Annotated in this window: 13 protein-coding genes; 2 read left to right on the top strand and 11 right to left on the bottom strand. The window is 64.0% G+C overall.

The window, feature by feature from the left end; genetic code table 11:
* From A3728_RS09515 to A3728_RS09565, 11 genes are all read right to left on the bottom strand, one after another.
* A partial coding sequence (locus tag A3728_RS09515; RefSeq protein ID WP_150120716.1) for a class I adenylate-forming enzyme family protein occupies window positions 1-886 on the bottom strand: 886 nt, incomplete at its 3' end.
* 47 nt (window positions 887-933) lie between these two features.
* On the bottom strand, window positions 934-1,707 hold the full coding sequence (locus A3728_RS09520) for an oxepin-CoA hydrolase, alternative type (RefSeq protein ID WP_067922678.1): 774 nt from the start codon (window positions 1,705-1,707) through the stop codon (window positions 934-936).
* A complete protein-coding gene (locus tag A3728_RS09525; protein ID WP_067922681.1) occupies window positions 1,704-2,135 on the bottom strand; it encodes a PaaI family thioesterase in 432 nt (143 codons plus the stop codon). The genes A3728_RS09520 and A3728_RS09525 overlap by 4 nt, the downstream gene beginning before the upstream one ends.
* A complete protein-coding gene (locus A3728_RS09530; protein WP_067922685.1) occupies window positions 2,116-3,249 on the bottom strand; it encodes an acyl-CoA dehydrogenase family protein in 1,134 nt (377 codons plus the stop codon). Before A3728_RS09530 ends, A3728_RS09525 begins: the two co-directional genes overlap by 20 nt.
* Window positions 3,246-4,445 (bottom strand): acyl-CoA dehydrogenase family protein, encoded by a 1,200-nt coding sequence (locus A3728_RS09535; protein ID WP_067922688.1) that lies wholly within the window; start codon window positions 4,443-4,445, stop codon window positions 3,246-3,248. The genes A3728_RS09530 and A3728_RS09535 overlap by 4 nt, the downstream gene beginning before the upstream one ends.
* 40 nt (window positions 4,446-4,485) lie before the next feature.
* The gene (locus tag A3728_RS09540) at window positions 4,486-6,582 is read right to left on the bottom strand and encodes an FAD-dependent oxidoreductase (protein WP_067922690.1); all 2,097 of its coding nucleotides are present in this window, start codon (window positions 6,580-6,582) and stop codon (window positions 4,486-4,488) included.
* Window positions 6,583-6,598: 16 nt separating this feature from the next.
* On the bottom strand, window positions 6,599-7,375 hold the full coding sequence (locus A3728_RS09545; protein ID WP_067922693.1) for an IclR family transcriptional regulator: 777 nt from the start codon (window positions 7,373-7,375) through the stop codon (window positions 6,599-6,601).
* Window positions 7,372-8,712, bottom strand: a complete 1,341-nt coding sequence (locus A3728_RS09550) for a TRAP transporter large permease (RefSeq protein ID WP_067922696.1) — start codon at window positions 8,710-8,712, stop codon at window positions 7,372-7,374. The genes A3728_RS09545 and A3728_RS09550 overlap by 4 nt, the downstream gene beginning before the upstream one ends.
* Entirely contained in the window at window positions 8,712-9,245 is a 534-nt protein-coding gene (locus A3728_RS09555) for a TRAP transporter small permease (RefSeq protein WP_067922699.1), read from the bottom strand. Before A3728_RS09555 ends, A3728_RS09550 begins: the two co-directional genes overlap by 1 nt.
* A gap of 26 nt (window positions 9,246-9,271) precedes the next feature.
* Complete coding sequence (locus tag A3728_RS09560; RefSeq protein ID WP_067922701.1) at window positions 9,272-10,327, bottom strand: C4-dicarboxylate TRAP transporter substrate-binding protein; 1,056 nt, start codon at window positions 10,325-10,327, stop codon at window positions 9,272-9,274.
* Window positions 10,328-10,490: 163 nt separating this feature from the next.
* Window positions 10,491-10,976 (bottom strand): class I SAM-dependent methyltransferase, encoded by a 486-nt coding sequence (locus A3728_RS09565; RefSeq protein ID WP_067922703.1) that lies wholly within the window; start codon window positions 10,974-10,976, stop codon window positions 10,491-10,493.
* A 145-nt stretch (window positions 10,977-11,121) separates the two neighbouring features.
* Here A3728_RS09565 and A3728_RS09570 point away from each other — a divergent pair, with 145 nt between their 5' ends.
* Together A3728_RS09570 and A3728_RS09575 are read left to right on the top strand one after the other, a co-directional pair.
* Entirely contained in the window at window positions 11,122-12,897 is a 1,776-nt protein-coding gene (locus A3728_RS09570) for an ABC transporter ATP-binding protein (protein WP_201722161.1), read from the top strand.
* Window positions 12,890-14,018: ABC transporter substrate-binding protein (locus tag A3728_RS09575; protein WP_236630457.1), on the top strand; the 1,129-nt coding region annotated here is incomplete at its 3' end. The genes A3728_RS09570 and A3728_RS09575, both read left to right, overlap by 8 nt.

Below are 14,018 nucleotides of genomic sequence, written 5' to 3' on the forward strand. Positions count from 1 at the left end.
CGTTCTGCAGGGCCACGCCATAGAACGCCTCCGCCTTGCGTTTCCACGCAGGATCGAGCGGCGCCGCCCCGGAGGAAACATAGCGCAGCCGGTCCGAGCCGAGCGAGGTGAGACCCTGCTCCTTGGTGTATTGCATCAGCAGGGCATGCATCTGCGGAACGGCGGACAGCAGCGTCACCCCGTCTTGAAGCGCCGCAAAAAGCTTGGCTGCGGAAAAACGTGCTTCCAGCCGGACGGCGGCCCCGGCATAGCAGGAGGCTGTCACCACGGAGGCCAGACCGAACACATGGGTAATGGGCAGCACACCGTAGATCAGATCATCGGGCCTCATTTCCCGCAGGTTGGCCGAAGCCGTGCCGCCGAAACGGACGTTGTCATGGGTCAGCATCACACCCTTGGGATCGCCCGTCGTTCCGGTGGTATAGAGCAGTACCGCCACGTCGGAGAGATCCGGATCGGGATTGCTGGGGCCGGGCTTTACAATATGCAACTTGCCAAATGCACCTTCGATTTCGGACGCCCCCAGCCTTTCGGCATGGGCGGTCGCATCGGGCGAGGCGTGGCAGGTCATCAGGACAGCGGCAGGCGTGGCGTGATCGAGGATGCGGCGCACTTCCGCTTCGGTCTGGCGCGCGTTGACCGGTATGATCGCCGCCCCGACCTTCCATGTCGCGAAGAGCGCGGCAACCGCGGCCGCGCAGTTCTCCGAAAGCATCAGGACGCGATCGTTTTCGGCGACACCCGCATCGCGCAGGCGCTGCGCCAGATCGTCCGAGGCGCGGTCCAGATCCCCGTAGGTCCATTCCACGCCGGTGCTGTCGCTCAGCGCGGGCGCGTTGCTCCGCTCGGCCACCTGCCCTGCCAGAAATTCCTCTACCCGTGCCATGCGCGATCCTCCCTGATGCGTTCTCGGCGCTCGCCCTTCCGGGGCCGTCAGTCGCCGTAACGCGGTTTTCTTTTTTCGAGGAAGGCCGCAATGCCTTCCGCCGCCTCATCGCCCCCGGCAGCGCGCGCCATGGCGTCGCGCTCGGCGTCGAGTTGACGGGCCTCCGTCGTTTCATAGGCCAGCGCCACCAGCCCCCGGATCACCCCCTGCGCCTCACGCGGGCCCTGCGCCAGCGCATCGGCCAGCAGCATCGCTTCCGCCATGGCCTGACCTGCGGGGCAGATCACGTTGACCGCCCCCAGTTCGGCAAACCGGGTGGCCGGAACGGCGCGGCCCAGCAGACACATCTCCATCGCGAACGGCCGCGGCAGCATACGCGCCATCGCAGAGGTAAGCCCCCCGTCCGGAACCAGCCCGGCCTTGACATAGGCTGCGGTGAATTTCGCATTTTCCGCCGCCACAACGAAATCGCTGGCCAATGCCAGCGAAAGCCCCGCCCCCGCGGCACCCCCTTCGACCGCCGCGATGACGGGCACCGGGCAGTTGCGGATGCCGCGCACCAGATCGTGCAGCTCGTCCACCTTGCCGCGCCGGTCCGGTTCGGACATGGCGCGCCGTTCGATCAGGACGTTGAGGTTGCCGCCCGCGCAGAAAAAATCCCCTTCGGAGGTCAGGATGGCGGCCCTGATACGCGGCTCCTGCGCCAATGCCACGGCTTCGTGGATGGCCGCGTATAACTCCGGTGAAAGGGCACCGCGCTTGGCGGTATTGCCATTCCAGACGATGACGCGGTCGCCCTTGTCCTCGATGCGCGCACTCATGATGCCAACCGCTCCTGCGGGACCCGCTTGAAGACGCCCGTCGACGTGGCGATCAGGGTGCCTGTTTCGTGCCGCAACTCCGCGGTGATATAGAGCAGGCTGCGCCCGCCCCCTGTCACCGTGCCTTTGGCGCAGACCCAGCCGGGCAAGCCCGGGGCAAGGAATTGCGTCGTCATGGAGATCGTCAGGAAGGGCGCCGTGCCGCTATTGTCCACCGTCAGCGATCCTGTCGTGCCCGACGCATTGTCGAGCAGCGCCGTCGTGATACCCCCGTGCAGAACGTCATGCCGGTTCAGATGCTGCGGGCCGAGGTCCAGCCAGCAGCGTCCGTGGGTCGGGTCCGACACGTCGACCACGTAGCCGATCAGGGTCTGCGTGCCGGTCTCGTCCCGGATCAGGTGGCGTTCATCAGGCAGCGGCGAAGTCAATGAAGCGCTCCAGATGATGGTCCGTATCGCCGAAGCGGTGGTCCGCCATGACGATACGCTTGGCGATATGCGCCAACTCGTATTCCTGCGTCATGGCGATGCCGCCATGCATCTGGATGCTGTCTTCGGCCACCAGCCTGCCCGCGCGCCCCATCAGGTTCTTCGTGGCTGAGACATGGCGTTCGCGGCTGGCACGATCATCTTCCAGATGACCCGCTGCAAGGATCACGGCAGAGCGCGCCTGCTCCATCTCGATCAACAGATCGGCCATGCGATGCGCCAGCGCCTGGAACGTCCCGATGGGCCGCCCGAACTGCTTGCGCGTACCAAGATAGTCGCGGGTCAGATCGCAGGCGGTTTCCATCGCGCCCAGCGTTTCGGCGCAAAGCGCCACATTGGCCGTGGCGATCCGCGCCTCGATGGCAGGCAGCGCCTTTCCGGCCTCCCCCAGGCGGGCGGAGGCGGGCACCGTCACATCATCGAGCGTTACTTCCGCCGCGCGCCCACCTGCGAGCAGGGCATAGCCCTGAAGGGTAATGCCCTTGGTATCCGCGGGAACGAGGAACAGCGAAATGCCCGCGTCATCGCCCGGCTCGCCGCTTTCGCGCGCCGATACGACCAGTATGTCCGCCGCCTCTGCGTTGATGACCACGGCCTTGCGCCCGTTGAGCACGATGTCGTCGCCTTCGGCCTTCGCCGTAGTGGCGACCCGGTTGAGGTCATAGCGGCTGGCCGGTTCGCCATGGGCGAAGGCCAGTTGCAGCCCGCCGCCGATGATCTCCTCGACATGAGCCTGCTGATCTTCGTTACCCAGATCCGCGATGAGACCCCCGGCAAGGATCGCGGTATCCATGAAGGGTTCGACCACGCCTGCGCGGCCCAATTCTTCGAACACCACTGCGATGTCGAAGCCCTTGCCGCCAAAACCGCCCTGTTCTTCGGTGAAGAGTGCGCCGATGACGCCCAGCTCGGCAAGGCCGGTCCAGATTTCGGTCGACATGCCCGCGTCGCTTTCGAGGATCTTGTTGCGGGTCGCCGTGTCATACTTGTCGCGCAGGAACCGCCGAAGGCTGTCCTGCAGCATTTGCCGCTCTTCTGTCAGGTCAAAGTTCATTTGCCACCTCCCAGCATGGTTTTCGCGATGATCCCGCGCTGGATCTCGTTGGAGCCGCCGAAGATCGACAGCTTGCGGTTGTTGAAATATTGCGCCGCGACCGGGCCCGCGTTGAGCGGGTCGGGCAGTGCAAGGTTGGACCCTTCCACCGCTTCGGAGGCGAAGGGCATCGCGTAGACACCGGCAGCCCGCCGGGCGAGGTCGTTGATCTCCTGCCGGATGATCGTGCCCTTGACCTTCAGCATGGAACTCTCCACGCCCGGTGCGGTGCCGGCGGCGGCCTTGGACACGATGCGCAGGTTGGTCGTGCTCATCGCCATCAGGTCGATCTCCACCCGTGCCACGCGGGCCGCGAAATGGGGGTTCTCGATCAACGGCTTGCCACCCGCCATTTCGGACTTTGCCAGCCGTTTGACCGCCGACAGGCCCGCCTGCGAAAACCCGACACCGGCGATGTTCGTGCGTTCATGGGTCAGCAGGTACTTGGCATAGGTCCAGCCCTTGTTCTCCTCCCCCACGAGGTTCTCGACCGGGACCTTCACATCCGTGAACCAGACTTCGTTCACCTCGGCCCCGCCGTCGAGCAGGACGATGGGCCGCACCTCGACCCCGGGGGTGTCCATGTCGATCAGCAGGAAGGAGATGCCCTCCTGCTGCTTCACGTCCTTGTCCGTCCGGACGAGGCAGAAGATCATGTTGGCGTGCTGGCCCAGTGTCGTCCATGTCTTCTGACCGTTGACGATGTAATGATCGCCATCGCGCACCGCGGTTGTCTTGAGCGAGGCGAGGTCCGAACCGGCACCCGGTTCGGAATAGCCCTGACACCACCAGTCTTCACCAGACAGAATGCGCGGCAGCCAATAGTCCTGCTGTTCCTTGGAGCCGAACTTCTGCAGCACGGGCGCCAGCATCGACAGACCAAAGGGCACGATGCGCGGCGCGTGGGCGGCGGCGGCCTCTTCCTCGAAGATATGACGCTGGACGGCGTTCCACTCGGCGCCGCCGAATTCTTTCGGCCAGTTAGGGGCCAGCCAGCCCTTTTCGTTCAGGATCGCGTGCCAGCGTTCCTGACCTTCCTTGCCCAGTTCCTCGCCCTTACGGATCTTTTCGGACAACTCCTTGGGGAGTTTTTCGTCCAGAAAGGCACGGACTTCCTCGCGGAAGGCGCGTTCTTCATCGGAATAGCTCAGGTCCATGTTTCGTTTCCTTCCTCGTGTTGGGGGGTGGGCCGGGCGCTCATGCGGCGGCGGCCTTGTTGAGGTCTTCGAAATTGCGGTCTTCGGCGACGAGCCGTTCGAGCAGAGGCGCGGGTTTCCAGAACCACGCGTCGTCCTGCGCGTATTCGCGGATATCGGCGAGTACGTTGTCCAGACCCTGCAGGTCGGCCCATTTCATCGGCCCGCCCCAGTAGCGCGGGAAGCCGTAACCGAAAAGCAGCGTCATATCGATGTCGAGCGGGCGGCGTGCGATGCCTTCTTCCAGCACCTTGGCGGATTCATTCACCATCGCGCACATGTAGCGGCGCACGATCTCGGCGTCGGTGAAGTCGCGCGGGGTGATGCCGCGTTCCTTCTGCTCTTCCTCGATCAGGCGGGTAATCTCGGGGTTCGGCGTGCCGCCGCGCTGGCCCTTTTCATAGATGTAATAACCCTGCCCCGTCTTCTGGCCGAAGTGTCCCTGTTCGCAAAGCCTGTCGATATAGGTGGGTACCCGTTCTTCGGGGTGGCGGGTCGGCGCCTTGCGCTTGCGGGTCGCCCAGCCGATATCCAATCCGGCAAGGTCGGCCACCGCGAAGGGCCCCATGGCGAAGCCAAAATCCGTCAGCGCCTTGTCGATCTGATAGGGCGAGGCCCCTTCCAGCACCATGTGATCCGCCGCCGTGCGGTAGACCGCGAGAATGCGGTTGCCGATAAAGCCGTCGCAGACGCCGGCCCGGACCGAGGTCTTGCCCAGCATCTTGCCGAGCGCGAAGCCCGTGGCGACAACCTCCGGTGCGGTCTTGTCGGCGACCACGACCTCCAGCAGTTTCATCACATGCGCGGGCGAGAAGAAATGCAGCCCGATCACGTCTTCGGGCCGCGACGTGCTGGCGGCGATTTCGTTGATGTCGAGATAGGATGTGTTGCTCGCCAGAACGGCACCCTTCTTGCAGACCGCGTCCAGCTTGCCAAAGACCTCTTTCTTGACGCCCATGTCCTCGAAGACCGCTTCGACCACGAGATCGACCGAGGCGAGACTGTCGTAGTTCTCCGAAACTTCGAGCGCGGTGGTCGTGAGAGCCTGAAATTTCATTTCGGTGATTTTGCCCCGCTTCAGGGCGCCCTGAAGGTTGCCGGCGATCCGGTCGCGGGCGGCCTTCGCGGCCTCATCCGACATTTCGATCAGCACCACGTTCAAGCCCGCCAAGAGGGCCGCCGTCGCGATGCCCGCGCCCATGGTCCCGCCGCCGATCACGCCGATGGATTGCAGTGCGCGCGGCTCCACGCCCTTCAGCTCGGGCAGGTTGCTCACGGCGCGCTCTGAGAAGAACGCATGGATCATGCCCTGACGCTGGTCGGTCTGCATCAGTTCCATGAAGATGTCGCGCTCGGCTTTCATGCCTTCCTGGAAGGGCAGTTCGACGCTTGCCTGCACGGCACGGACGGCCTTGGCCGGGCTGATCTGCCCCCGGCCCTTCTTCAGCACCGTATCGTAGGTGCCGTCCCAGTCGATGGGCTCCGCCGCCGGCATTGCGCTGACAGGCCGGCGCAACGCGCCTTCTTCCAGCAGGTGGCGCGCATAGGAAAGGCCCACTTCCTCAGGGTCGCCTTCGGCGATCTTGTCGATGATGCCAAGGCTCTGGGCCTCGGACGCCTTCACGTGACGGCCGGAGGTGATGACCTCGATCGCCGCTTCCGCGCCCGTCAAACGTGGCAGACGCTGAGTGCCACCCGCCCCGGGAATGAGACCAAGGTGCACTTCGGGCAGACCCAACCGGGCCGAGGGTTGCGCGACGCGGTAGTGCGTCGACAGCGCGACCTCCAGCCCGCCGCCCAGCGAAACGCCGTGCATCGATGCCACCACCAACAGCGGGGAGGCTTCGATCCGTGCGCAGAGATCGGGCAGATGCGGCTCTTTCGGCGGTTTGCCGAATTCGGTGATATCGGCCCCGGCGATAAACGCGCGCCCGTCGCCTACGATCACGACCGCCTTCACGCCCTCTTCGGATTCGGCGCGGTCCATCCCGTCCTGAAGGCCCTGCCGGACGGCCTGGCTCAGCGCGTTGACGGGCGGGTTCTGGATCCGCAGCACGGCCACATCGGCATGTCGGGTATAGGCAACCTTGTCGCTCATTTCATTCTCCTCTGTCTCAGCCGCGGCGGGTCAGCGCCGCTGGATGTCCGGTACGCTGCTCCAATCCGCGAACGGTGTCGCGCAGGGCGGGGCCGACCTCTTCCCGGGCGCGGGTGTCAGTCAGATCAGTAGGCAAGGCGCCGCAGGTAAAGGCAACCGGCTCGCCGAATTCATTGGCGAAATAAGGCACACTTACCGCATTGACGCTGCGTGCATAACGGGTGGGCGGCGGTGCGATGGTAAAGCCCTGCCCGATAAGCTGGTCGTAGCCGTCCTGCCTGAATTGCGTCAGTTCCGAATCGGGATCGAGTGCGGCAAAGCGTTCTTCGCCCATGGTCGCCAGAACCGCCTGCCCCGAGGACGACCCGAAAATCGGAATGCGGTGCCCCGGTTCAAGCCAGATGGTCGCGACGCCCCCTGGCCGCCAAGTCTTGGCAAGCAGCATGCGGTCGCCATCCCGCACGGCGATGAGCGCGAGCGTTCCGGTCGCATCGGCGAGCTTCTGCATCGCTTCCGATGCCAGATCGACAAACCCGATAGACAGCGACGCGACCGAACCCAGCGCCACCGCTGACGGTCCGAGGCGGAAGCGGTCATTGCGCGTCCCGTGGCTGAGGTAGCCCAATTCGCAAAGCGTATAGGTCAGCCGCGACACCGTGGGTTTGGGCAGGCCCGTGCGTTCGGCGATCTCGGCGTGGGTCAGCCCATTGTCGCTGGCCCGAAAGGCACGCAAAATGCCCAAGCCCCGCGCCAGCGTATTGGCGAACTTGCGATCCGAAACCTGATCGTTCATCGGGCCGCCATCGGTATCAGGAGCGATATCGCCGGGAAGGACATGATCAGGACGAGCACGATGATATCGATGCTCAGGAAGCGCGTGATGCCAGCAAAGATCTTGTCGATCGGGGCTTCCTTGCCCACCACGTTGGCGATGACGAAGACGTTGAGCCCCACGGGCGGCGTGATCAGCCCGATTTCCAGCAGCTTGATGACCACGACCCCGAACCAGATGAGGTTCAGCCCGTAGCTTTCCACCAGCGGGATCATCAGCGGCAGAGTGAGCACCATGATCCCGATGGGATCGAGGAACATGCCGAGCAGCAGGTAGATCACCGCGATGCAAAGCATCAGCACCACCAGCGAAAGCTGCGCATCAGATACCCAGCCCACGATCACATTGGCCACGCCGGTCAGCGCCACGAAGGCCACAAAGATCTTGGCCGCGGCGGCAATCAGGAAGATGGCCGAGGTCTGGATGCAGGTTTCCTTCACCGCGTCCCACAACCCGCCCAGGGTCAGCTTGCGCTGCACAAAGCCGATGATCGCCGCCGACACCACGCAGACGGCGGCAGCTTCTGTTGCGGTGAAGATACCGCCGTAGATGCCCCCGATGATCAGGATGAAAAGCAGCACGGCGGGCCAGCTTTCCCATGCCGCGCGGAAGCGTTCCGAGCTGGAATAGCGCTGATCCGTCGAGGGCGCGATTTCCGGCGTCCGCCAGACCCAGACCGCGATCACGAAGATGAACCCCGCCAGCGTCAGCAGACCCGGCAGAACCCCCGCCAGGAACAGAGAGGAGATGGAGGTTTCGGTGAAGATCCCGTAGATGATGAAGAGGACCGAAGGCGGGATGAGCGAGCCCAGCGTGCCGCCCGCCGCGACCGATGCCGTCGCGAGGCGCGGATCGTAACCCATACGCAGCATCTCGGGTGTGCAGATCTTGCCCATGGTCGACGCGCAGGCGATGGACGATCCGGTGATCGCCGAAAAGCCGCCGCAGCCCATGACGGAGGCCATCGCGACCCCGCCGGGCAGGCGCGTCAGCCAGACCTTGGCGGCGTGATAGATCTTGGTGGTGATGTCGGCCTTGTAGGCGATGTGACCCAGCGCCACGAAAAGCGGGATCATCGACAGATCGTAGGAATGGATGAGGTCGAAGGAGTTCGAAAACACCATCGAAGTCGTCGCCTTGATCGCGCGCTCCGGCATGAACGTGCCGGTGCGGAAGGCAAAGATGAAAAAGGTCGCGACGGTGGCGACGGAAGCCAGCGTAAAGGCGATCGGCACCCGCATCGCCAGCATGAAGAGAACCGCGCCAAAGGCGATCAGCCCGATGGTCGAAGCATCCATCAACCGTTCTCCCCTTCGGTCAGCAGGTCACCTGCATGTTGTTGTTCGTCCGACACGACGCCGCCCGCCAGAATGGTGCGGGTATCGCGCCACGCCAGTTCTGCGAGCCGCAGGAATGTGGCGATGATGCCAACGAGGAAGAGCAGCCTGCCCGGCCATTTCGGCAGGTTCAGGTCACCGTAGAAAAAGCTGCCCTTTTCGACAGCCCCGATCAGCTCGCGCCCCCCCGAGTAAATCAGCGGCGCAAGCGCAATAAGCCCGATGACGGAGCCGGTCACGATGAGCCATGACCGGAACCGTGGGCCGAAGCGGTCGGATACGAAGGCCACGCTCACATGGGCGCGCGCGGCCGTCGCGGCGGCAAGGGGCAGGACGATGGCGGCGACCATGAGTTCGCGCACCATCGTGACGCTGTCGGGCACCTGGCCCGCAAAGACAGCGCGGGCCACGACGTTGGTGGTGATCAGGACACCCAGCAGGATGACCGCAAGCGCGCCCAGTCCCAGCAGGATTTTCTCAAGTGGCACCAACATCGGCCCGCCCCCTCTTTGTACTACGATCAGTTGCTCGGCTGTTCCCAGGGATAGCCCTCGGCGTCGCGCACCTCGGTGTACTTGGTGATGAGCGACTGGTACTCGGCCAGCAGTTCCTCACCGGGCAGGCCCGCGGCATTCGCCGTCTCGACCCATTCGTCGAGGAACTTCTTGCCTGCTTCAACCAGCTTCGCGCGCTCTTCCGCGGGCAGTTCGATCACTTCGACGCCCTGCTCCTTCATCGACGCGATGGCCTTGTCGTTCGCTTCGTTGATCATGCGGCCGAATTCGTCCGCCATGTCAGAACCGACCTGACCGATCAGCTCCTGCTGTTCGGCGCTCAGGCTGTCGTAGGTGTCCTTGTTCATGAAGATACCCAGACCACCGACCTGACCCCAGTCTAGGATGGTGTAGTTGTCCATCACCTCGGCCTGCTTCAGCGCTGCAACCGCGTAGCTGTAGCCCTGCGAGCAGTCGATCAGGCCCGTATCCAGACCCTGATAGGCGTCATAGATGGACATGTTGACCATATTGGCGCCGTTCTCGCCAAAGACCTTGCCGTATGCGCCAACGCCGCGCACTTTCTTGCCGGAGATATCGTCGACGGTGCGGATCGGCTCGCCCTTGCAGCCGATGTTGACCTGGCTGGTGGTCCAGCTGCCGACGTAGACGAGGTTCTTGTCCGCCAGATCGGCCTGAATTTCGGGGCTGTTGCGCATCAATTCGTCGGTGGCGCGCATCCCGACCCATGCGTCGGGGTTGTTCAGCGGCAGGTCGGCGATGCCGTATCCGGCCATTTCCTGCGGATAGTAGACAGCGATCACCGATCCCATGTCCGCGACGCCATCGGCGATGGATTGCACGGCCGCGTTGGCCTTGAAGAGTGCGCCGCCCCACTGGATGTCGACCTTCAGCTCGCCGTCGGAACGTTCGGTCAACTGGTCAGCGAACCACTGCAGCGCGTCGGCGCGGGCGCCACGGTTCGGCCCGGCTTCGCCGTGGATCAGCGTCGTTTCCGCAGTGGCGACGGTGCCCGCAGCAACCAGAGCGCTGGCCATGGTCAGCTTTTTGAGAAATGTCATGTAGCTCCCCCTCCTCGGGATTTGTTTCGCATAGTGAAATGTTGTTTCAATTTCATCTCGGCGCACGCTACGGCCTGAGGTGATTCCTTGCAAGCACAGTTTTACGCGCCGTCAACACTTGGAAATGTCGGCGCCAAGAAACTGTTAACTAAAGGCAATTTGCTTACTTGCGGTAGATAAAGCAGCGTTCCGGCACCGCATCCTGCGGCAGAGGCAACTCTTCCATGGACGTGAAATACATCCGATCGCTGGCCACCATGATGCCGCCGGGTGCGAGCAGCGGCTCCACCAGCGGGGATACGACACGGGCGAAAGCATCGTTCTTGGCCCGATCATGCCCGCCGAGGTCGGCGTGAACCAATGCAGCCGTGGCCCCGAAACGTGCCAGCGCGTCAGGCAGGGTCTGGTTGACATCGCCGAGGATCAGCATGTCATCGGGCGGTGTACTGTCGGGATGCGAGGCGACGGCACGTTCGAACACATGGATCTGCCGGTTTGGCAAGATCTCCCGCAGGTGATGATAGGTCCGCCCGTTCCCGAGGCCCAGCTCGAACACGGGGCCGTGCGAATCCGCGATCAGTCGCGCCGCGGCATCGAGACAGGCGCGCTGCGAAACCATGCGGTCGATGAAAAGGTCCAGTCGGCTCATCGCGGTATCCTTCCTGCGGGTTCGTCCCTTCTGCACCATCGCACCGGGAATGTGTAGATGCAGGCGGGTTTCGTGACACTGGACGCTGCGCCGCAAATGGGCTTCACTCCCGGCAATGCCACGCGCGGCCCTGTCAGGGAACATAATGACTTCATTGCTGGACGTAGATGACCTGACAATCGGGTTCGGCTCCGCCCCGCCGGTGGTAGAGAATGTCAGCTTCTCCCTGCGCCGGGGCGAAACACTGGCGCTGGTGGGCGAAAGCGGATCGGGCAAGACACTGACCTGCCGGAGCGTGTTGCGGCTGCTGCCCCAGACGGCGACGATCCACAGCGGTTCCATCCGCTTCGCCGCGGGGAACGGCACCGCGCCTGTCGATCTGCTGTCCCTGTCTGACCGGCGCATGCGACAGGTGCGGGGGGACCGCATCGCGATGATCTTTCAGGAACCCATGCGCTCGCTTTCACCCCTGCACCGGCTCGGTGCGCAGGTGGCGGAAGCACTTCGCATCCACCGCAACATGAGCCATGGCGAAGCGAAGCGCCGGGTGCTGGAAATGTTCGATCAGGTCGGCTTTGCCGATCCCGAGCGGGCCTGGCGCAGCTACCCGTTCGAGATGTCGGGCGGCATGCGTCAGCGCGCCATGATCGCCATGGCGATGGTCGCCAGGCCCGAACTGCTGATCGCGGATGAACCGACCACGGCACTCGATGTAACGACGCAGGCGCAGGTGCTCGGCCTGATGCGCAACTTGCAGAGCCAGACCGGCATGGCGGTGATCCTCGTCACACATGATCTTGGCGTGGTCGCGAATATGGCAGAACAGATCGTGGTGATGAACCGGGGTCGCATCATGGAACGCGGCAGTGCGGCGGAGGTGCTTGCAAGCCCCGCGCATGGGTATACCGCGAAGCTTTTCTCGGCCGCGCCGATGATCCCGGAAGTGGCCCGGCCAGCACGGGCCCCGGCGCATGACGATCTAATCCTGTCGCTCCGCGACGTGACCAAGACCTATACCATGCGCGCCGGCGGGTGGCGCAAACCGGCACAGGTGACGGCCTGCCGCGATGTCACGCTGGCGCTGCAGCGGGGCAAGACGCTGGCGGTCGTGGGTGAATCCGGTTCGGGAAAGACGACCTGCGCGCGCATCGCACTGGGGGCGGAACGGCCCGATCCGGGCGGCGAGGTGCTGTTCAGCGCGGAGCCCGGGGCACCCGCCCTGCCGGTACACGATCTTTCCACCGCCCAGCGCCGGTTGTTCCAGCGTCAAGCGCAGATGGTGTTCCAGGACCCCTATTCATCCCTGTCGCCCCGGATGCGGGTTCAGGACGCATTGACCGAACCGATGGAAATCCACCGGATCGGCACCGCCGCCGAGCGGCGCGATAAGGCGGCGGAAATGCTGCGGCTCGTCGGGCTCGACCCCATGGTGGCAAAGCGATATCCGCATGCTTTTTCCGGCGGCCAGCGCCAGCGCCTGTCGATCGCGCGCGCCCTGACGCTGGACCCGGTCCTGCTGATTTGCGATGAACCGACTTCGGCGCTCGATGTGTCTGTTCAGGACCAGATCCTGACATTGCTGGAAGATATCCGCGACCGCGCTCATCTGAGCTATCTTTTCATCAGCCACGATCTGGCGGTGGTGGCGCGCATCGCCGATGAAGTCGCCGTGATGCGCGCGGGCGTGATCGTGGAGCAGGCCGCGCCCGACACGTTGTTCTACAATCCGCAGCACCCCTACACCAAGGCCCTGATCGCCGCCCAGCCGGAGCCGGATGTATCCCGCCCGATAGACCTTGAACTCGTCGCGAGGGGGGCCGGCGCACCGCATTCTTGGCCTGAAATTTTCCGCTTCGATGCAGAAACGGCCCCAGCCCTGCGCGAACTCGAACCCGGTCATATGGTGCGCTACCATGTCTAGATGGCTGGCGCTGATACTCGCTTGCGGGCTGACCGGACAGGCCTTGGCCCAAGCCGCGCCCCCGGCGGCGGCCCGGTCCACAATCGCGGATACGACGACCGCGCTGCCAATGCAGGAAACACCCTATTGGCGGCACGAAGTTGAAAGCCTGCGCCTGCCCCCTGTCGCCGAACGATTGCCGCAGGCCCCGCTCGTGATCGACCTCGAAGCGAAGGGGCGAAGCTTCGGCACCCCCGGCGGGACGATGCATATGTTGATTTCGCGTTCGAAGGACGTGCGCCAGATGGTCGTCTACGGCTACGCGCGGCTCGTGGGATACGCGCCCGACTATTCGCTCTACCCGGACATTCTGCACGGCGTGGAAATATTCGAGGGCAGGCGGTTTACCCTTCGCTTGCGCAAGGGGCACAAATGGTCCGACGGGGCGCCGTTCACCTCCGCGGATTTTGCCTATTGGTGGCAGCATGTCATCAACAATGCAGAGATCACGCCCAACGGGCCGCCCGATTTCATGTATGTAGAGGGCGTGCTTGGCAGCGTCCGCTTTCCCGATCCGGAAACGGTCGTCTTCGAATGGCCCACACCCAATCCGAACTTCCTTCCGCTGCTCGCACAGGCCAGCCCGCCGTTCATCTACCGGCCCGGTCACTACCTGCGCCAGTTCCATGCGGATTTCGCCGACCCGGTCGAACTGGAACGGGCGGTCGCGGAGGCCCGGGTGAACAGCTGGGCCGCGCTGCACAACAAGCGCGACGACATGTACAAGTTCGACAACCCCGATCTGCCCACGCTGCAGCCGTGGATGAACACCAGCGACAACGACAGTTCGCGCCAGATCTTCCTGCGCAATCCCTATTATCACCGGGTGGACACGCGCGGCGTGCAACTGCCCTATGTCGACGTGGTCGAGATGACCGTGGTGGGCGGCGGCCTTATCGCAGCCAAGGCCAACGCGGGAGAGGTCGATCTGCAGGCGCGCGGGCTCGACTTTTCGGATGTGAGCATCCTCAAGAAAGGGGAGCTGGAAGGGGGTAATTACCGCACCCTGCTCTGGGCGAATGGCGCCGCGCGTGTCCACCCGGTGATAATAGGGATTGCGCAGGAAGATCTGGCGCGAACTG

The organism is Sulfitobacter sp. HI0040 (assembly GCF_001634885.1).
Classification (GTDB): domain Bacteria; phylum Pseudomonadota; class Alphaproteobacteria; order Rhodobacterales; family Rhodobacteraceae; genus Sulfitobacter.

Excerpts from the sequence above, each read along its gene's own strand:
- A3728_RS09530 (WP_067922685.1), bottom strand. The coding sequence starts at position 3,249 with ATGAACTTTGACCTGACAGAAGAGCGGCAAATGCTGCAGGACAGCCTT.
- A3728_RS09565 (WP_067922703.1), bottom strand. The coding sequence starts at position 10,976 with ATGAGCCGACTGGACCTTTTCATCGACCGCATGGTTTCGCAGCGCGCC.
- A3728_RS09535 (WP_067922688.1), bottom strand. The coding sequence starts at position 4,445 with ATGGACCTGAGCTATTCCGATGAAGAACGCGCCTTCCGCGAGGAAGTC.
- A3728_RS09545 (WP_067922693.1), bottom strand. The coding sequence starts at position 7,375 with ATGAACGATCAGGTTTCGGATCGCAAGTTCGCCAATACGCTGGCGCGG.
- A3728_RS09540 (WP_067922690.1), bottom strand. The coding sequence starts at position 6,582 with ATGAGCGACAAGGTTGCCTATACCCGACATGCCGATGTGGCCGTGCTG.
- A3728_RS09550 (WP_067922696.1), bottom strand. The coding sequence starts at position 8,712 with ATGGATGCTTCGACCATCGGGCTGATCGCCTTTGGCGCGGTTCTCTTC.
- A3728_RS09560 (WP_067922701.1), bottom strand. The coding sequence starts at position 10,327 with ATGACATTTCTCAAAAAGCTGACCATGGCCAGCGCTCTGGTTGCTGCG.
- A3728_RS09570 (WP_201722161.1), top strand. The coding sequence starts at position 11,122 with ATGACTTCATTGCTGGACGTAGATGACCTGACAATCGGGTTCGGCTCC.
- A3728_RS09520 (WP_067922678.1), bottom strand. The coding sequence starts at position 1,707 with ATGAGTGCGCGCATCGAGGACAAGGGCGACCGCGTCATCGTCTGGAAT.
- A3728_RS09555 (WP_067922699.1), bottom strand. The coding sequence starts at position 9,245 with ATGTTGGTGCCACTTGAGAAAATCCTGCTGGGACTGGGCGCGCTTGCG.